15 protein-coding genes are annotated in these 18,586 nt (G+C 58.2%); 6 read left to right on the top strand and 9 right to left on the bottom strand.

Annotated elements, in window-relative coordinates; genetic code table 11:
* Nucleotides 1-14: 14 nt before the first annotated feature.
* From yajC to queA, 3 genes are all read right to left on the bottom strand, one after another.
* Complete coding sequence (yajC, locus tag IBT54_RS09645) at nt 15-347, bottom strand: preprotein translocase subunit YajC (RefSeq protein WP_009091760.1); 333 nt, start codon at nt 345-347, stop codon at nt 15-17.
* On the bottom strand, nt 347-1,495 hold the full coding sequence (gene tgt, locus IBT54_RS09640) for a tRNA guanosine(34) transglycosylase Tgt (protein ID WP_013356969.1): 1,149 nt from the start codon (nt 1,493-1,495) through the stop codon (nt 347-349). Before tgt ends, yajC begins: the two co-directional genes overlap by 1 nt.
* 78 nt (nt 1,496-1,573) lie before the next feature.
* On the bottom strand, nt 1,574-2,644 hold the full coding sequence (queA, locus tag IBT54_RS09635) for a tRNA preQ1(34) S-adenosylmethionine ribosyltransferase-isomerase QueA (protein ID WP_041456669.1): 1,071 nt from the start codon (nt 2,642-2,644) through the stop codon (nt 1,574-1,576).
* Nucleotides 2,645-2,747: 103 nt separating this feature from the next.
* Between queA and IBT54_RS09630 the strand changes: the two genes are divergently transcribed.
* From IBT54_RS09630 to IBT54_RS09615, 4 genes are read left to right on the top strand one after another with little or no spacing between them, the layout of a single operon-like run.
* Entirely contained in the window at nt 2,748-3,329 is a 582-nt protein-coding gene (locus tag IBT54_RS09630) for an ACP phosphodiesterase (RefSeq protein WP_033731737.1), read from the top strand.
* A gap of 46 nt (nt 3,330-3,375) precedes the next feature.
* Complete coding sequence (locus tag IBT54_RS09625; protein ID WP_158307093.1) at nt 3,376-3,528, top strand: hypothetical protein; 153 nt, start codon at nt 3,376-3,378, stop codon at nt 3,526-3,528.
* Between the two features lie 9 nt (nt 3,529-3,537).
* Nucleotides 3,538-4,350, top strand: a complete 813-nt coding sequence (locus tag IBT54_RS09620) for an inositol monophosphatase (protein WP_201252073.1) — start codon at nt 3,538-3,540, stop codon at nt 4,348-4,350.
* Nucleotides 4,351-5,607 carry a histidine-type phosphatase gene (locus IBT54_RS09615; protein ID WP_201252072.1) on the top strand — a complete coding sequence of 419 codons (1,257 nt, stop codon included), beginning with the start codon at nt 4,351-4,353 and terminating at the stop codon, nt 5,605-5,607. It abuts the gene before it with no gap.
* A gap of 521 nt (nt 5,608-6,128) precedes the next feature.
* Here IBT54_RS09615 and proY read toward each other — a convergent pair.
* From proY to phoB, 6 genes are all read right to left on the bottom strand, one after another.
* Nucleotides 6,129-7,481: a proline-specific permease ProY gene (gene proY, locus IBT54_RS09610; RefSeq protein WP_033731734.1), complete on the bottom strand. Its 1,353-nt coding sequence runs from the start codon at nt 7,479-7,481 to the stop codon at nt 6,129-6,131.
* Nucleotides 7,482-7,551: 70 nt separating this feature from the next.
* Nucleotides 7,552-8,871 (bottom strand): branched-chain amino acid transporter carrier protein BrnQ, encoded by a 1,320-nt coding sequence (gene brnQ / locus IBT54_RS09605; RefSeq protein ID WP_013356963.1) that lies wholly within the window; start codon nt 8,869-8,871, stop codon nt 7,552-7,554.
* A 391-nt stretch (nt 8,872-9,262) separates the two neighbouring features.
* Entirely contained in the window at nt 9,263-10,369 is a 1,107-nt protein-coding gene (locus IBT54_RS09600; RefSeq protein WP_013356962.1) for a cobalamin-independent methionine synthase II family protein, read from the bottom strand.
* Nucleotides 10,370-10,533: 164 nt separating this feature from the next.
* Complete coding sequence (locus IBT54_RS09595; RefSeq protein WP_061063675.1) at nt 10,534-11,454, bottom strand: PstS family phosphate ABC transporter substrate-binding protein; 921 nt, start codon at nt 11,452-11,454, stop codon at nt 10,534-10,536.
* 19 nt (nt 11,455-11,473) lie between these two features.
* Nucleotides 11,474-12,787, bottom strand: coding sequence for a phosphate regulon sensor histidine kinase PhoR (gene phoR, locus IBT54_RS09590; RefSeq protein ID WP_095707620.1), 1,314 nt, complete (start codon nt 12,785-12,787; stop codon nt 11,474-11,476).
* Between the two features lie 14 nt (nt 12,788-12,801).
* Complete coding sequence (gene phoB / locus IBT54_RS09585; protein WP_003852491.1) at nt 12,802-13,491, bottom strand: phosphate response regulator transcription factor PhoB; 690 nt, start codon at nt 13,489-13,491, stop codon at nt 12,802-12,804.
* 197 nt (nt 13,492-13,688) lie between these two features.
* Between phoB and sbcD the strand changes: the two genes are divergently transcribed.
* Nucleotides 13,689-14,888: an exonuclease subunit SbcD gene (gene sbcD, locus IBT54_RS09580; protein WP_201252071.1), complete on the top strand. Its 1,200-nt coding sequence runs from the start codon at nt 13,689-13,691 to the stop codon at nt 14,886-14,888.
* Entirely contained in the window at nt 14,885-18,559 is a 3,675-nt protein-coding gene (locus IBT54_RS09575) for an AAA family ATPase (protein WP_201252070.1), read from the top strand. Before sbcD ends, IBT54_RS09575 begins: the two co-directional genes overlap by 4 nt.
* Nucleotides 18,560-18,586 lie beyond the last annotated feature (27 nt).

Here is an 18,586-nt window from a genome sequence, read left to right as displayed (position 1 = left end):
TAGGGAAGAAAGAATTACAGCGCCTTGATAGTGCCTTTCGGCAGCACGGCGGCGACGAAATCACGTTTAATGACGACTTCATTGGTGTCATTCAGCGCGATAGCTACGTAGCCCGTGTCAGAGACTTTCGTTACGCGGCCTACGAGGCCACCGCTGGTCAGCACTTCATCACCCTTAGAGATGGAATCCATCAGCTTCTTGTGCTCTTTCGCACGTTTCTGCTGCGGACGCAGGATCATGAAATAGAAAATCAGACCAAACACCACCAGCATGATCACCAGAGAATACGGACTTCCCTGAGACGGAGCGCCTGCTGCGGCCACGGCGTCAGAAATGAATAAGCTCATTAAATTTCCCTCATTGATGAATTATCAGACGTTAATGGCGGAACTTCTTTGCCCGTCCGTTGGTAAAACTCAGTTACAAAGCGCTCTAATTTACCCTCTTCGATGGCCTGGCGTAAACCTGCCATCAGACGCTGGTAGTAGCGCAAATTGTGGATAGTATTCAGACGCGCGCCCAGTATTTCGTTACAACGGTCGAGATGATACAAGTAGGCACGGCTATAATTGCGACAGGTGTAACAATCACACTCCGCATCCAGCGGCGCAGTGTCATCTTTGTAGCGGGCGTTGCGAATCTTCACCACACCTTCGGTGACAAACAGGTGACCATTTCGCGCATTACGGGTTGGCATCACGCAGTCAAACATATCAACGCCGCGACGGACGCCTTCAACCAGATCTTCTGGCTTGCCGACACCCATCAGATAACGCGGTTTATCCTGCGGAAGCTGCGGACAGACGTGCTCAAGAATACGGTGCATGTCCTGCTTAGGCTCACCCACCGCCAGGCCGCCCACAGCGTACCCATCAAAGCCAATCTCTACCAGACCTTTCACCGAGACATCTCGTAAATCTTCGTAAACCGAGCCCTGAATAATGCCAAATAAGGCATTTTTATTCCCGAGGCTGTCGAAACGGTCACGGCTGCGTTGCGCCCAGCGCAGTGACATCTCCATGGAGCGTTTGGCGTAGTCCCAATCCGCCGGGTACGGCGTACATTCATCGAAAATCATCACGATGTCGGAACCCAGGTCGTACTGGATCTCCATCGATTTTTCCGGATCGAGGAAGATCGGGTCGCCATTGATCGGGTTACGGAAATGCACGCCCGCTTCGGTGATTTTACGGATGTCGCCCAGACTGAAGACCTGGAAACCGCCGGAGTCGGTCAGGATCGGCCCTTTCCACTGCATGAAGTCATGCAGATCGCCATGCAGTTTCATAATCTCCTGGCCGGGACGCAGCCAGAGGTGGAAAGTATTGCCCAGAATGATCTGCGCGCCGGTTTCCTGCACTTCTTCCGGCGTCATGCCTTTCACGGTGCCGTAGGTGCCAACGGGCATAAACGCCGGGGTTTCCACCACGCCGCGATCAAAAATCAGACGGCCACGGCGTGCGCGCCCATCTGTGGTATCAAGTTCAAATTTCACAAAGCCTCCATCGGAGAAACAGTCCGATGCAGATAACCTTCGTCACGTAACAGGCGATTCCGGCTATCGGTTAATAAATCAGTCGCCCACTTTTTCCAGCGGCGCCTGCGGATTTTTGCTGATAAACATCGCATCTCCATAACTGAAGAAACGATATTGCTCAGCCACGGCTGCGTGATACGCCGCCATGGTGTGCTGATAACCGGCAAACGCCGAGACCAGCATAATCAGAGTCGATTCGGGCAGGTGGAAGTTGGTGATCAGCGCATCGATCACCTGATACTCATAGCCCGGATAGATGAAAATCTGCGTATCGTCGAAGAACGGCGCAATCAGGGCATCCTGACTTGCTTTGGCGGCGCTCTCCAGCGAACGGACAGAGGTGGTGCCGACGGCGACCACTTTATTGCCACGCGCTTTACAGGCCAGCACCGCGTCGACAACCTCCTGCGGCACTTCGGCATACTCCGCGTGCATGTGATGCTCTTCGATGGTTTCGACACGCACCGGCTGGAAGGTGCCTGCACCGACATGCAGCGTCACAAAGGCCATCTCGATGCCCTTCTCTTTCAGCGCCTGCAGCAGCGGTTCATCGAAGTGCAGACCAGCTGTCGGAGCCGCGACGGCACCCGGACGGGCGCTGTAAACCGTCTGATAAAGCTCGCGATCCGCCTCTTCATCAGGACGGTCGATATACGGCGGCAGTGGCATGTGACCGACGCTGTTGAGGATATCGAGCACCGCGCGCTCATCATCAAACGCGATCTCAAACAGCGCATCGTGGCGTGCCACCATGGTCGCTTTCACACTCTCATCTTCGCCCAGCAGCAGTTCTGCCCCCGGCTTCGGCGCTTTTGAGGCGCGCACATGTGCCAGCACGCGCTTGTCGTCGAGCATCCGCTCCACCAGCATCTCGATTTTGCCGCCGCTGGCTTTACGGCCAAAGACGCGCGCCGGAATCACACGGGTGTTGTTGAACACCAGCAGATCGCCTGGATTCAGCTTATCCAGCACGTCGGTGAAAACACCGTGCGACAGCGCACCGCTGGGACCGTCGAGCGACAGCAGACGACAGCCGCTGCGCTGCGCCTGGGGATAGTGAGCAATCAGGGATTCGGGCAGTTCAAAAGCAAAATCGGCGACACGCATTGAAATGTTCTTTCTCAGGCAAAAACAGGCGGCACAGTTTAGCGGAAAACCGACCAATTCTGAACAACTGGCTGCGCAAAGGCAGTTCAGCCTATAATGCGGCATGAACTTTCTTGCGCATCTCCATCTGGCTAAGCTGGCCGACAGCTCCTTACTCGGCAATCTAATGGCCGACTTTGTGCGGGGCAACCCGCACCAGCACTGGTCCGCGCCTGTCGCAGACGGCATTCTGATGCATCGTCGTCTGGATGTGATGACGGATGCGCTGCCGGAAGTGCGCAGCGCCCGTCAGCTGTTCCGTGCGGAAACCTATCGCGTCGCCCCCATTACGCTGGACGTCATCTGGGACCATTTTCTGGCCCGTCACTGGCAGCAATTTACGCCCGACCAGACGCTGGTGCAGTTTTCTGCCACCGCCGAGCGCGAAATCCTGCCGCAGCTGGCCGACACGCCTCCTGAATTTCAGGCACTCAACGCGGTGATGTGGCGCGAGCGCTGGTTTGAGCATTATGCCCAGCCTGCGCGGCTGGAGCGGGTGCTGCACGGCATGGCCAGCCGCCGTCCACGCCTGGCGGCACTGCGCGACTCCTACCACGATTTCACGCAACATTATGATCAGCTGGAAGCGCTGTTTTTTGTTTTTTATCCGCGTTTAATGGCGCTGGCGACCAGCAGAACCCTGTAAAACCCGATCCTCTGCTACCGGGCTGACGGACATGCGCTTTTGCCTGATGAAAAAAGCCAGCAGCCCGGCTCAGCACCATCTTGCCATTGCTGCTTATCTGCGGCTTAATGAAGCCTTTCTTAACAATAGTGAAGTAAACATCATAGCCAGACCGCCTGTTCAGGCGCGCCTTCCGTTCGTTATGGCAAAAAAATCATAAGAGGAAAAGATGTCATCCGCTTCGCATTCTGAAATAGACGCGCGTTACCGTTACGCCTGCGACATCGCCCGTGCAGCGGGCAGCCGGGCCCTGTCATGGTATCAGCAGCGTCAGACACTGGTCGTGGAACACAAAAGGGATTTGCAGGACGTAGTCAGCGAGGCTGATCGTAACGTTGAGGCATTAATTAAGACCTTAATCGCTGAACGTTTTCCTGAGGATATCGTCTATGGCGAAGAGAGCGGCGGCGAGGTTGAGGGTGCGCCCTTTATCTGGGTTGTCGATCCAATCGATGGCACCGCCTGTTTCGTCAACGGCCTGCCTAACTGGTGCGTTTCACTGGCGGTGGTCTGCGAAGGGGAACCGGTGATCGGCGTAGTCTGCGATCCCAATCATCAGGAGCTGTTCCACGCACGGGCAGGCCAGGGGGCATGGCTGAATGAAAGTCGCCTGCAGGTTCATGGCGCTACGCATCTCAACGAGGGTTTACTTGGCATCAGTAACTCCAGCCGGACGCCGGGCGAAAGCGTCTCACGCCTGATCAGCGGCTTAATTGAACAGGGTGGTATGTTTATTCGCATCGGTTCGGGTGCGCTGACCAGCGCCTGGGCAGCAGCCGGTCGGCTGATTGGTTACTACGAAGCGCATATGCATCCGTGGGATAGTCTGCCGGGCATCGTTCTTATGCGCGAAGCAGGCGGTGTTACCAATGATTATCTGCGTAATGAAGGCCTGAAAAACGGTAACCCGGTGTTGCTGGCCAATGCGGCTCTGTATCCAAAAATTAAAGCGCTGACCGGCAACGGCGCACTGGAAGAGTAAATGACGCTGCCAACCCTGTGCCGCTGTGCGCTAATCCTCGGTTCTCTCTGGCTGTTAAGCCCGGCGACACAGGCGGCGGATTACCAGCTGGAGAAAGTGGTTGAACTGAGCCGTCACGGCGTACGTCCACCCACGCCAGGCAATCGTAAAGAGATGGAAGCCGCCAGCCAGCAACCCTGGACACAGTGGACCACTGCCGATGGCGAGCTGACGGGTCACGGCTACAGTGCCGTAGTGAATAAAGGACGCTGGGAAGGCGAGCACTATCGCCAGCTTGGCCTGCTGGGCACGGGCTGTCCGGATGCCGCTCAGGTCTACGTGCGCGCCAGCCCGCTGCAGCGCACCCGCGCCACGGCTGCGGCGCTGACGGACGGCGCGTTTCCCGGCTGCGGCGTAACCGTACATCACGTCGCGGGCGATGTTGATCCCCTGTTTCAGGGTGAAAAGCTGACGGTCACCCGGACCGATCCCGCGCAGGAACTGGCTGCTAAACAGCAGAAAGCGGGCGATCTGGCACACCTGCAACAGCAACTGCAACCGGCGATTCAGCAGCTGAAAGCCACCGTCTGCCCCCCCGCAACGGATTGTCCCCTGTTTGAGGCGCCCTGGACGTTCCGGCAAACCCGCAACGGGAATAGTTACGTTTACGGGCTGAGCGTGATGGCGAGCATGGTGGAGACGCTGCGACTGGGCTACAGCGAAAATCTGCCGTTTGATCAGCTCGCCTGGGGGCATATCACTTCGGCCGCGCAGATCACCTCCCTGCTGCCGCTGCTGACCGCCAACTACGATCTCAGCAACGACGTACTCTACCTGGCACAGCGCCGTGGCTCGATACTGCTCAACACGATGCTGGAGGCGATCGCTGCCGACAGCTCGCCGGGCCGCTGGCTGGTTCTCGTCGCGCATGACACCAACATTGCGATGGTGCGCACCCTGATGGACTTTAACTGGCAGTTACCCGGCTATTCTCGCGGTAACATTCCGCCGGGCAGCAGTCTGGTGCTGGAGCGCTGGCGCGACACCCGTAGCGGCGAGCGTTTTTTGCGGCTCTATTTTCAGGCGCAGAGTCTGGATGGCATCCGCCAGCTGCAACCGATTGATGATAAACATCCGTTATTACGGCAGGAATGGCATCAGCCCGACTGCAGAGTTACCGCTGTCGGCCTGCTCTGCCCTTATCAATCCACACTGACTCATCTGCGTAAAAACCTGGATAACAGCGCTGTGCTGCCGGTTTCGGTTATATTGCCCTGAGTCTGTGGCTAATCAAATTAAGGCCGCAGCCGCAATGTGGCCTTAATAATGTTAACCGCTGTTAATTAACGCCACTCCGACCTTTTCTTATTTAATTCGCCTGACTATCAGCGCCACGCATTTTGATTTACGATAGTCCTGTCAATCATCCCTTTATTATCTATTTTCCTGTAATTCTTGCGTATTTCGGCGACTGGTTTCGCCGTTTTTTATTTCCGCCTCTCTGCTTTTTTAGCGGGTCAGTGCCCATATAGCGGCACATTCCTGCGCATGAAGCCCTTCAACAATTTTTCCCGCCTGTAATCTTCAGCGATATTCACTGTCCGTTTGAATAATCTTTTCGGGATACATTGGCCGTAATAAACCGGCGCAGAGTCTTATTTCGATAACAGTGGTTCAACGCGTAATAAAAGAATTCAGCGTTGTGGCGAAGATCACACAAATAAATAGCGATGGGAGGAAATAAATGAGGGAAACAGCGGGTTCTGCTCCCCCATAAATCGGGAGAGCAGAACAGGAGATTAGCGTGGTTTACGCACCAGCTTATAGCCCAGCAGCAGCACCACAATCCACACCATGCCAACATAGAGTGAAATGCGGGTATCGGGGAAATAACCAATCAGCCCGATAATAAAGCAGAGGAACGCCACGCCGACGCCAGCCGTCCAGCTGCCACCTGGCAGTGCAAACTGCAGCTTACTCGCTGCCTCTTTGCCAATTTTGCGACGGAAGGCAATCTGCGACAGCAGAATCATGATCCAGACCCACACCGTTGCAAAGGTCGCCAGCGAGGCGATGACCAGGAAGACTTTTTCCGGCATCAGGTAGTTGAGATAAACCGCAATCAGCATGGCGAACATCATCACCACCACCGTCACCCAAGGAATGCCGCGCGACGAGACCTTCATAAAGACTTTCGGCGCATGACCCTGCTGCGCCATCCCGTGCAGCATACGGCCCACGCCAAACACATCGCTGTTAATCGCCGAGAGCGACGCGGTCAGCACGACGAAATTGAGGATAGAGGCGGCTGCCGCGATCCCCAGATGCTGGAAGGTCAGCACAAACGGGCTGCCCGAGGTTCCTACCTGATTCCACGGGTAGATCGACATAATCACAAACAGCGTGCCAACGTAGAACACCAGAATGCGCCACGGCACCGAGTTAATCGCGCGCGGAATCGACTTCTCCGGATCTTTCGCTTCACCCGCAGTGATACCGATGATTTCGATGCCGCCATAGGCGAACATTACCATCTGCAGCGACAGCAGCATGCCGACGACGCCGTGGGCGAAGAAGCCGCCGTTGGTCCACAGGTTATGGATACCGGTCGGCTGACCGCCGTTGCCAATCCCCCAGATAATCATGCCGAAACCAGCCAGAATCATCACGATGATGGTGGCGACTTTGAAGAAGGAGAACCAGAACTCCACTTCGCCGAACACTTTCACGCTCATCAGATTGACGGCACCGATGATCAGCACCACGCTCAGCACCCAAATCCAGTGCGGCACCTCAGGGAACCAGACGCCCATATAGATGCCGAACGCGGTAACGTCCGCTATCGCCACAATCAGGATTTCAAAACAGTAGGTCCAGCCGGTGATATAGCCCGCCATCGGCCCAAGATAGTCCTGCGCGTAGCGGGAGAAAGAGCTGGCCTGAGGATTGTTAACGGACATCTCACCCAGCGCGCGCATGATGATATACGCCACTGCCCCGCCGATGATGTAGGCGAGCAGCACGCTCGGTCCGGCCATTTTTATCGCGTCAGCGGAACCGTAAAACAGCCCGGTGCCAATCGCCGATCCCAGCGCCATAAAACGGATGTGGCGCGTGCTCAGTCCGCGTTTGAGCTTGTTGGTTTCTTGCATAACAACCTGTACCTGTGAAATGAAAAAACCACGGGCAAGCCCGTGGTTAAAGAAGAATCAGTGCGCTCTGTTACGAGTGAACCGTCACCTGTTCCGGTCCTTTCACCCGATCCACAACAGCGGCAATCAGCAGCATTACCAGTGACGGTGGCAACCAGGCAAGACCCTGGTCAGCCAGCGGCAGGTGCTGACTGAATGCCGGCAGCAAATCTTTAAACCCGGTGGTTTTAATCGCATCAACAATGCCAAACAGCAGGCTGACCAGCATCGCTGGCGCGATAATCCGGCTGCTCTTATTCCACCAGTTAAGGGTGAAACTCAGCACCACCAGCACGATACAGGGCGGATAGATCGCCGTCAGTACCGGGATGGAGATCTGAATCAGGTGGCTCAGGCCGAGATTCGACACCACCATCGAGAACAGACCCAGAATAAACACCAGCGTTTTATACGACAACGGCAGGTATTGCGCAAAAAATTCCGCACAGGCACAGGTCAGGCCGACGGCGGTCACCATACAGGCGACGAAGATCAGCGCGGCCAGGAAGAAGCTGCCCATGCTGCCAAAGGTATGCTGAACATACGCGTGCAGAATCGCTGCGCCGTTAGCATTTTGATCCACCAGCGCCCCGCTGCCTGCGCCCAGTTTAAACAGGCAGAGGTAGACCAGCGTCAGGCCCAGACCGGCAATCAGTCCTGCCAGCACGGTATAACGGGTCAGCAGCGCGGCATTATCAACACCACGTGAACGGGCGGCGTTAACGATCACGATGCCGAACACCAGCGCGCCCAGCGTATCCATGGTCAGATAGCCATTAACGAAACCGCTGGAGAACGCCGCACGCTGATAGTCCGCGGTCGCCGGAATGGTGCCGCCTGCGGGCCACACCAGTGCAGCCACGCCCAGCACGGTCAGCGCGATAATTTTTAGTGGCGCCAGGAAGTGCCCTACCGTGTCGAGCAGCTTGCCCGGATAGAGCGACACGCCAATCACCAGCGCGAAGTAGATCAGGCTATAGATGAACAGCGGCAGCGCGCCATCGCCGGTCAGCGGTGCAATGCCCATCTCAAACGAGACGGTTGCCGTGCGCGGCGTAGCAAACAGCGGCCCGACAGCCAGATAGCACACGGTGGCCAGCACGATGCCAGCGACCTTGCCAATCGGGGTGCTGAGCGCATCCACGCCGCCGCCGACGCGGGCCAGGGCGATCACGGTCATAACGGGCAGACCAACAGCGGTAATCAGAAAGCCGATGGCGGCTGTCCAGACGTGTTCGCCAGACTGAATACCGACCATGGGCGGGAAAATGATGTTGCCCGCGCCAACAAACAGGGCAAATGTCATAAAGCCCAGCGCGAGAATGTCCTTCGAAGTTAAACGATGTGTCATACGGCCTGTCACTGATGTTGCGGTGGAAGTTGGGTTAGTGTTGTCCCCTCGCTGCGTGCAAACCGCGATCTGGCTGACAATGTCAGCGCATTATGCTCGTCGCAGGGTAAAGCGCAGGTGATTTAAGCTGCTTTTATTCTGTTCACAGAGGGATGGATCGACAACGGCGCTAAGTAAAACGTTTATAGCGGTGAAAGGCAATACGGGATCGGAAAACCAGAAGGTTATGCCGCCATTTTTTCAAAAGGCAGTGGATAGCGTTAATTTTTGCCGCAGGCACACAAGATGATGTGCTTAAATAACAGACAGAGCGTGAGAAAACCCCGCATAAACGGGCCAGAAGATACACAAAAGGCGCGTTTTACGCGCCTGTCTGCGCAACGTTACAGCATTACCATACCTGATTAGCGATATCGACCACTAAACGAATCTTCTGCCATTGCTCGGCTTCGCTCAGGCTGTTGCCCTCTTCGGTAGAGGCAAAGCCGCACTGCGGGCTGAGGCAGATCTGGTCCAGGCTGACATACTGCGTCGCCTCTTCCAGCCGGGCTTTCACCTGCGCCGGATCTTCCAGCTCACCCACTTTGGTGGTGATCAGCCCCAGAACGACCTGCTGATGGCCCGGCTTAACGTAACGCAGTGGCTCAAAGCCGCCGGAACGGGCGTTGTCATACTCCAGGAAGAATGCATCCACGTTGACGCTGCCGAACAGGATTTCGGCCACCGGGCCATAGCCGCCTTCAGAGATCCAGGTTGAGCGGAAATTCCCGCGGCAGACATGCAGACCCACGGTCAGATCGGCAGGTTTATCTTCCAGCGCTTTATTCAGCACCTGAGCATACGTCTGTGCCAGCTGGTCCGGATCATCGCCACGAGCGCGGATATCGCGCTTCTGATCTTCAGAACAGAGGTACGCCCAGACGGTGTCATCCAGCTGCAGATAGCGGCAGCCCGCGTCGTAAAACGCCTTGATCGCCTGTTTGTACGTCTGCGCCAGATCGTCGAAGTAGTCCGCCAGATCGGGATAGACTTCCGAATCAATCACTTTGCGGCCACCGCGGAAGTGCAGCACGCTGGGGCTGGGAATGGTCATCTTCGGTACCGCATCACCGGCAATACTCTGCAGGAAGCGGAAATGGTCGAGCATCGGGTGATCCGCCGGGAAACCGAGTTTGCTCACCACTTTCACGCCATGCGCTTTAGTCTGCACGCCATTAAACTGGATGCCCTGTTCCGCTTCATAGCTCTCAACGCCGTCAAGACCATAGAAGAAGTCGAAGTGCCACCAGCCGCGACGGAACTCGCCGTCTGTCACCACTTTCAGGCCATTTTCACGCTGTTTCGCGACCACATCGCGGATTGCCGCATCTTCAACCTGACGCAGGGCGGCGGCATCAATCTCTCCGGCTGAAAACTGTTCGCGTGCCTGCTTAATTGCAGCGGGACGCAGGAAGCTGCCAACGGTGTCGGCGCGGAACGGGGCGGTTTCTCTTTGCATGATCACTCCTGTCCTTCCTGCAAATGATTACGGCAGGAAATAATTACATTCTGATATAAATAGCCATCTGGATGGCTATATGTCTGAATGCAGAGTGACACGAGTAACCTCTGTCTGCAACTGAAGAAAATTCAGCAATGATGAAAAAAATTCATGCTGGAAGATTATTGCAGCGCTGCGCGCGCCTGCGCCATCTGGCTGTCAGAGAGCGGCAGGTAGCCCGCTTCGCTGACGCGCCGCTGTCCCTGCACGGAAAGCACCTGCTGCAGAAACGCGGCTACCAGCGGTGGCAGCGGTTTGCCGGGCGCTTTGTTGACATAGAGATAAAGCGGACGCGCCCAGGGATAGCGGCCGCTGCGGATCGCATCGGCATCCGGAGCAATCGCCTGGCCCTGGTCATTCACCACCGCCAGCATTTTTACGCCGCTGAGGTGAAAGCCGAAACTGGCATAGCCGATGCTGCGCGAATTACCAGCCACCGCCTGCACCACCGCCGCCGAGCCGGGAAACTCCGCTACGTCACTGCGGAAATCGCCTTTACACAGCACCTGCTGTTTGAAGAACCCCCAGGTGCCGGAGGCGGAGTTGCGCCCATAACGCTGAATCGGCCGTTCGCGCCACTGGTCGCCGGTTAAACCAAGATCGCCCCAGCGCAGCGGCACACTGTGCGCGCCACACAGGCGGGTAATGGAGAAAATCGCGTCGAGCTGGCGCGGTTCAATATGCTGCAGCGGATTGCGCTGATTGACCACCACCACCAGCGCATCCATTGCCACCGGCACCGCCAGCGGTGGATAGCCGTAGCGCGCCTCAAAGGCCTGACGTTCATCAGCCTGCATGGGGCGACTCATCGGCCCGAGCTGTGCGGCACCCGCCGCCAGCGCGGTCGGCGCGGTAGACGAACCGGAGGCCTGAACCTGCACATTGACGCCCGGTGCCTGGCGGCTGAAATCTTCGCCCCACAGGGTCATCAGATAGCCGAGCGTGTCGGATCCGACGCTGCTGAGATTGCCGGAGAGCGTGCCGGGCTGGGCCAGCGCCAGACCCGGCAGCAGAGAGACGATTAATAAAAGAAGGAGGCGCATCAGAGAGATCCGGCAGCGATTAATGAACGGCATTCTCCTGCATCACGCTGTTCACAATCAACCTCGCGGGCAGCGTAAAGGTAAAACAAGTCTCTTTATGTGGCACGCTGGTGATATCGAGCCGCGCGTTGTGGTGGCTCAGCGCATGTTTCACAATCGCCAGTCCCAGCCCGCTGCCGCCGGTAGCACGCGAACGCGCCTTATCAACCCGGTAGAACCGCTCGGTCAGACGCGGAATATGTTCTGACGCAATACCCGGCCCGTTGTCGCACACCCGGAAGGTCGCGCCCTGCTTGCCACGCAGCCAGCTGATATCAATCCGCGTGCCCTCCGGCGTGTGATTCACCGCGTTGTACACCAGATTGGAAATAGCACTGCGCAGCTGTTCGTCGTTGCCGAACACTTTCAGATGGGGATCGGTATGGAAATGAATATCGTGACGACCGCCACTCAGCGTCGCCGCCTCATGCTGCAGCAGCTTCAGCATCACCGGCACATCGACCTTCTCTTTGAGATCGATCGCGGGCGCGGCTTCGATGCGCGACAGCGTCAGCAGCTGTTTCACCAGGCTGTCCATGCGGCGCGTCTGCTCCGACATGGTGTGCAGCGCTTTGCTGCGCGACGGCTCGCTCATCACCGAGTCATTCATCATCTCCAGATAGCCCTGCAGCACGGTGAGCGGCGTGCGTAACTCATGGCTGACGTTGGCAAAGAAGTTGCGGCGCGCCCCTTCCAGCTGATGCATCTGCGTCACATCACGCGCCACCAGAAGCCACTGCCCTTCGCTATAGGGCATGACGCGGAATTCCATGTGAAGTTTGTTGTTCAGCACCAGCGTCAGCGGCTTGTCAAAATCGCGCTGGCGCAGATAGCGGGAGAACTCCGGGTAACGCAGCAGATTGAGGATATTCTGGCCATTATCTTCCGGCCAGCGCAGGCCCAGATGCTGCTGTGCCAGGCCGTTACACCAGAAAATAGTGCCCTCTTCCGTGGTCAGGATCACCGCATCCGGCAGCGATTCGGCCCCGCTGCGAAAACGCTTAATCAGATTACCGAGTTCACGCCGCCGCCGCCGGTTGCGCAGCTGCATCTGGTAAAGCCCATAAAACAGCGGTTCCCAGCTGGCACGCCCGGTCGGTGGCGTCATGGTGCGGTCGAGCCACAGCCAGTGCGACAGCCGCATCAGATTGTGGAAATGCCACAACAGCACCATGACCACGCTCAGCAGCAGCCACCAGGGCAGGCCGCCAAACAGCAGCCCCAGCAGCGCCGCAGGCAGACAGGCCAGCAGCAGTTCTGTCAGTAATCTCTTCCAGGAGAGGCGTTCCAGCACGGTAAAGGCTCCGTTTAGTAGCGGGCAGAGAAACGATACCCTGTTCCACGGACGGTTTGTACCATGCGATCGTGGCCGGAGACTTCCAGCGCTTTACGTAAACGGCGAATGTGAACATCGACAGTGCGATCTTCCACATACACATTGGTGCCCCAGACGTGGTTCAGCAGCTGTTCGCGGCTGTAGACGCGCTCCGGGTGGGTCATAAAGAAGTGCAGCAACTTATATTCGGTGGGGCCCATCTCCAGCGGCGTGGTTTCGGACATCACGCGATGTGAGGAGGGATCCAGACTCAGCCCCTGCATCTCAATCACCTCTTCCACTGCCATCGGCGAAATGCGGCGCATTACCGCTTTGATCCGCGCCATCAGCTCTTTAGGTGAAAACGGCTTGGTAATGTAATCATCGGCGCCCACTTCCAGGCCACGTACCCGATCTTCCTCTTCGCCGCGCGCGGTCAGCATCATCACCGGGATATCGCGGGTCATCGCCTCGCGCTTAAGATGCTTGATAAACTGAATCCCGCTGCCACCGGGTAACATCCAGTCCAGCAAAATCAGATCGGGCCAGGGTTCAATCAGCTTGCCAACGGCGCTGTCATAATCTTCCGCCTCGATTGGCTGATAGTCGTTCTGCTCCAGAACAAAACACAACATTTCACGGATGGGGGCTTCATCCTCCACAACCAAAATGCGCTTAGCCATTATTACTCCTGCTGATTATGACGGCTGTCACTGAGATTCGCGGCGCCATTATGCGTCAGATTTGTGACACTTTTATGAAAAACATAACCTGCCTGTAACCTCACTGGTAATCATTTATGACAGCGCAGCGACATTTTTTTGCTTTGGCCGCAGAGCCAGTATAATCGCCCGGCGAATCACAACGGCAGGGACTCATCATGCGCATCATTCATACTGCGGACTGGCATCTGGGGCAGTTCTTCTACAACAAAAGTCGGGCGGCGGAACATCAGGCGTTTCTCGACTGGCTGTTGATCCAGATTGAACAGCATCAGGTGGATGCGCTGATTATTGCAGGCGACCTGTTTGATACCGGCACGCCCCCCAGCTACGCCCGCGAGATGTTTAACCGCTTCGTGGTGGCGCTGCAGCCTGCGGGCTGTCAGCTGATTGTGCTGGCGGGTAACCACGATTCCGTGGCAACGCTGAACGAGTCACGCGAACTGCTGGCCTGCCTCAACACGCGGGTAATCGCTACACCGCAGGCGCAGGATGATGTGCTGCTGCTCAACACCCGCCAGGGCGAGCCGGGTGCCCTGCTGTGCGCCATTCCCTATCTGCGCCCGCGCGATATCCTGCGCAGCCGGGCGGGTCAGTCGGGACGCGACAAGCAGACCTCGCTGCTGGAGGCGATTGCCCACCACTATCAGCAGCGTTTCGCCGCCGCCCAGGCGCTGGGCTATGCGCTGCCCGTCATTGCTACCGGGCATCTCACCACCGTTGGCGTCAGCCAGAGCGATTCAGTGCGTGACATCTATATCGGCACGCTGGATGCGTTTCCCGCCAGCGCGTTTCCCGCTGCTGATTATATTGCGCTCGGCCATATTCATCGCGCCCAGCGCGTGGCGGGCAGCGAGCATATCCGCTACAGCGGCTCGCCGATTCCGCTGAGCTTTGATGAGCTGGGGACTGAAAAAAGCGTCTTCCTGCTGGAGCTGGCGGCCAGCGGCCTGCAGTCAGTCACGCCGCTGATGGTGCCACAGGCGCAGCCGATGCAGGTGCTGAAAGGGTCGCTGGCGCAGATAGCGGAACAGCTAAATGCCTTCAGTTCGGCAGAGCAGGAAAAACCGACCTGGCTCGATATCGAAGTCACCACTCAGGAGTACCTCAGCGATCTGCAACGTCAGGTCGAAACCCTGACCGCTACGCTGCCGGTCGAAGTCTTGCTGCTGCGCCGCAGCCGTGAACAGCGGCAGCAGAGCCTGGCGCGGTTCGACAACGAAACGCTGAGTGAGCTGAAGGTGGAAGAGGTCTTTGCCCGCCGCCTGGCGCTGGATGAGGAGCTGCAACCGGCGCAAATCGACGAGATGATCATCCTGTTCCGCCAGACGCTGGCCGCCATGGAAGAGACCCAATGAAGATCCTTACGCTACGGTTTAAAAACCTCAATGCCCTGCGCGGTGAATGGTTCATCGACTTCCGCGCCGAGCCTTTTGCCAGCAACGGCCTGTTTGCGATAACCGGGGCCACCGGGGCGGGTAAAACCACGCTGCTGGACGCCATCTGCCTGGCGCTCTATCACCAGACACCGCGCCTGGGCGCGATTTCCCAAAGCCAGAATGCGCTGATGACCCGCGACTGCGCAGAATGTCTGGCTGAGGTCGAGTTTGAGATCAAAGGTGAAGCCTGGCGCGCCTTCTGGAGCCAGAACCGCGCGCGCGGCACCGCTGACGGCAAGCTACAGGCGCCGCGCGTTGAGCTGGCGCGCTGTGACGACAACACCATTGTTGCCGATAAGGTCGGTGACAAGCTGAAGCTGATCGAAACCCTGTCAGGTCTTGATTTCGAACGCTTCACCCGCTCAATGATGCTGTCACAGGGCCAGTTTGCCGCCTTTCTCAACGCGAAAGCCAGTGAACGCGCCGAACTGCTGGAGGAGCTGACCGGCACCGAAATCTATGGCCTGATTTCCGCTGCCATCTACGAGCGTCATAAAGAGGCGAAAACCCAGCTGGATCTGCTGCGCAGCCAGGCGGGTGCGATGGCGCTACTGGATAGCGACGCCCGCGACGCGCTGCAACAGCAGCTCAGCGATCTGACCAGGGCTGAACAGCAGCTCAGCGCGGATTATCAGCAGGCGCAGCAACAGCAGCAGTGGCAGCAACAGGCACAGCAGTTACAGCAGGAGAGTGCGCAGGCTGAAGCGGCGCTACAGCAGGCGCAGGCCGCCTCACAGGCGGCTGAAACCGACCGCCAGCGGCTGGCTCGCAGCGAACCGGCTGAAAAGCTGCGGGTAAAACTGCAGCAACGTGACGCATTGCGCAGTGAACAGCAGCAGGCTGAGAGCCGCTATCAGCAGCTTACCGCAGCGCAGCAGCAGGCCCAGAACCAGCAGCAGCATCATCAGCAGAATTATGCGGCCGCTCAGACCGCCCGCCAGCAGGCGCAGCAGGAACAGCAGCAGCAGGAGAGCCTGCTGACGGAACAGGTGCTGCCGCTGGATCAGCACATCACGACGCTGCAGCAGCAGCTTGCAGAGCAGCAGCAGGAAAATGCCCGGCAGCAACAGCATGCCGACCAGACCCAGGCCAGCCTGACGCAACAGAAGCAGCAGGTCGCGGGCTGGCAGCAGGCGATTACCGAACAGCATCAGTTACGTGAGCAGCTGGCCGATCTGGCGCACTGGGGTGCTTCGCTGCCGGTATGGCAGGAGAACTTTGCCCTGCTGGCACAGCGTGAGGCAACGCTGGCGGGACTGACACAACAGCGCGAACAGCAGCAGCAACAGATCGATGCGCAACAGGCGAAACAGCAACAAGAGGCACAACAGGCACTGCCGCGCCAGTTGTCAGAGCAACAGGCCCGCCAGGCGCTGTCGCAGGCGGAGCAGGTACTCACTTCGCTTCAGGAGCAGCATCCGCCTGCCGCACTGCGGCAGGCATTAAGCCAGTTGCAGAACAGCCGTCCGGCGCGTCAGCAACTGCTGCTGCTCTCAACGCAGTGGCAGCCGCTGCACCAGCAGCTGGGCCAGCGCCAGCAAAGGCTGAGCGCGCTGGAAAAAGCGCATCAGCAGAGTGAAGCGGAACTCCAGAGCCTGCGCGAGACGTGGAAACGCGAAAAACAGCAGCTGGATGATGTCGAAAAAATCTGCGCGCTGGAGCAGCAGATTGTCGACCTCAACGATTACCGCGCCCGGCTCACCGCCGATCAGCCCTGCCCGCTGTGCGGCTCCTGTACCCATCCCGCCGTTGAGGCCTACAGCACACTTGAAGTGAGTGCTAACCAGCAGCGCCGGGCTGCGCTGCAGCAGCAAACCGAGGTACTGCGTGAAGCGGGCACGGCAAAAAATGAACAGCTGAAGCAGTCAGTAGTGCAGCAGCAGGCCCTGCGCGATGAAATCGCCGGGATGCAGCAACAGCTTGATCAGCTTGAGCAGCAATGGCAGGCGCTGAGCGGTGAGCTGGCACTTACCTTCCCGCTTGCCGATCGCGAGGCCTTAGCCGCGTGGCAGCAGCAGCAAAGCGACCGTGAAAGTCAGCTTGAGCAGCAGCGACAGGCTCAGGAAGCCGCTGAGCAGGCGCGCCAGGCTGCGAAAGATCACCATCTTCAGCAGCTGCAGGCCTGGCAGCAGCACCAGCAGGCCGAACAGCTGGCGCAGCAGTCGCTGACCAGCCTGCAACAGGCGCTGGATGCGCTGCAACAGCGTCAGCAGCAGGAACAACAGGCCTGGGAGCAGTTGCAGAGCCGTCTGGAGCAGCAGTTCAGCGCGCACCATCTTGCCCTGCCCGATGCCGCCGATCGCGATGCGTGGCTGGCGGAGCAACAGCGGCGCTGGCAGCGCTGGCAGGAAAGTGATCAGTTGCTCGCTAACCTGCAGCCGAAGCTGTTAAAAGGGGAAACCCAGCTCACTGCCCTGCAACAACAGGCAGAGCAGGAACAGCAGCAGCTCGCCATCCGTCAACAGCATCAGCAGCAGAGCCAGGCGCAGCTCAGCGAAATGCGTCGTGCCCGTCTGGCGCTGTTTGGCGATCGCGATGTCGCCAACGCCCGTCAGCAGCTGCAGGCCCGCGTTCAGCACGCTGATGAACAGCTGGCACAGCAGCTCACCGCCCTGCAGCAGGCGCAGGCCGAGGTCAGTCGCCTGCAGGGTGAGCTGTCGGGGCTGGAAAATCAGCGTCAGACGCTCAGCGGCAAACTGGCAGAGGCGGAAAGCACGCTGCAGCAGGCACTGGAGAGCGCCGGATTTATCGATGAAACCAGCCTGCGCGCGGCGCTGCTGGATGAGCAGACCGCGCTGCAACTGCGTCAGCAACTGCAGCAACTCGATCAGCAATGCCAGCAGCAGCAGGCGCGACTAGCGGATCTGCAGCAGCGGCTCAGCGTTCATCAGCAGGCGAAACCCGATGCGATGCCGGAATCCGCCGAAGCACTGGCGCAGCAGCTGGAGCAGTTACGGCTGGCCCTGCGCGACAACGCCAGCCAGCAGGGTCAGATTCAGCAGCAGCTGCACAGCGACGCCAGCCTCCGCGCCCGACAACAGAGCCTGATGACGCAGATTGAACAGGATGGTGTGGTGCTGGCGCAGTGGAGCCTGCTCAACGATCTGATCGGCTCCGCTAGCGGCGATAAATTCCGGCGCTTCGCCCAGGGGTTAACGCTGGATCATCTGGTAGCGCTTGCCAACCGTCAGCTCGATCGGCTGCATGGCCGTTATCTGCTGCAGCGCCGGGCGCAGGATCTGCTGGAGCTGGATGTCGTCGATACCTGGCAGGCCGACGCGGCGCGCGATACCCGCACGTTGTCAGGTGGCGAGAGTTTCCTGGTCAGTCTGGCGCTGGCGCTGGCGTTATCGGATCTGGTCAGCCACAAAACGCGCATCGAATCGCTGTTTCTGGATGAGGGGTTCGGCACGCTGGATGCCCAGACGCTGGACACCGCGCTGGATGCCCTCGACGCGCTGAACGCCAGCGGCAAAACCATCGGGGTGATCAGCCACGTGGAAGCGATGAAAGAGCGTATCCCGGTGCAGATTAAAGTGCGCAAGATGAATGGATTAGGGTACAGCCAGCTGGAATTGCCGCAGGGATAACGGGCACCAGAGCGCCCGTTTGAGTCT

The organism is Pantoea sp. S62, assembly GCF_016658625.1.
GTDB lineage: Bacteria > Pseudomonadota > Gammaproteobacteria > Enterobacterales > Enterobacteriaceae > Pantoea > Pantoea vagans.
The sequence above is the reverse complement of the archived record's forward strand: the minus strand, read 5'-3'. Positions and strand labels throughout refer to the sequence as shown.

Bases quoted from the DNA above. Each gene is read 5' to 3' on its own strand.
- yajC (WP_009091760.1), bottom strand. From the start codon at position 347: ATGAGCTTATTCATTTCTGACGCCGTGGCCGCAGCAGGCGCTCCGTCT.
- queA (WP_041456669.1), bottom strand. From the start codon at position 2,644: ATGCGTGTCGCCGATTTTGCTTTTGAACTGCCCGAATCCCTGATTGCT.
- IBT54_RS09630 (WP_033731737.1), top strand. From the start codon at position 2,748: ATGAACTTTCTTGCGCATCTCCATCTGGCTAAGCTGGCCGACAGCTCC.
- IBT54_RS09625 (WP_158307093.1), top strand. From the start codon at position 3,376: ATGAAAAAAGCCAGCAGCCCGGCTCAGCACCATCTTGCCATTGCTGCT.
- IBT54_RS09620 (WP_201252073.1), top strand. From the start codon at position 3,538: ATGTCATCCGCTTCGCATTCTGAAATAGACGCGCGTTACCGTTACGCC.
- IBT54_RS09615 (WP_201252072.1), top strand. From the start codon at position 4,351: ATGACGCTGCCAACCCTGTGCCGCTGTGCGCTAATCCTCGGTTCTCTC.
- proY (WP_033731734.1), bottom strand. From the start codon at position 7,481: ATGCAAGAAACCAACAAGCTCAAACGCGGACTGAGCACGCGCCACATC.
- brnQ (WP_013356963.1), bottom strand. From the start codon at position 8,871: ATGACACATCGTTTAACTTCGAAGGACATTCTCGCGCTGGGCTTTATG.
- IBT54_RS09600 (WP_013356962.1), bottom strand. From the start codon at position 10,369: ATGCAAAGAGAAACCGCCCCGTTCCGCGCCGACACCGTTGGCAGCTTC.
- IBT54_RS09595 (WP_061063675.1), bottom strand. From the start codon at position 11,454: ATGCGCCTCCTTCTTTTATTAATCGTCTCTCTGCTGCCGGGTCTGGCG.
- phoB (WP_003852491.1), bottom strand. From the start codon at position 13,491: ATGGCTAAGCGCATTTTGGTTGTGGAGGATGAAGCCCCCATCCGTGAA.
- sbcD (WP_201252071.1), top strand. From the start codon at position 13,689: ATGCGCATCATTCATACTGCGGACTGGCATCTGGGGCAGTTCTTCTAC.
- IBT54_RS09575 (WP_201252070.1), top strand. From the start codon at position 14,885: ATGAAGATCCTTACGCTACGGTTTAAAAACCTCAATGCCCTGCGCGGT.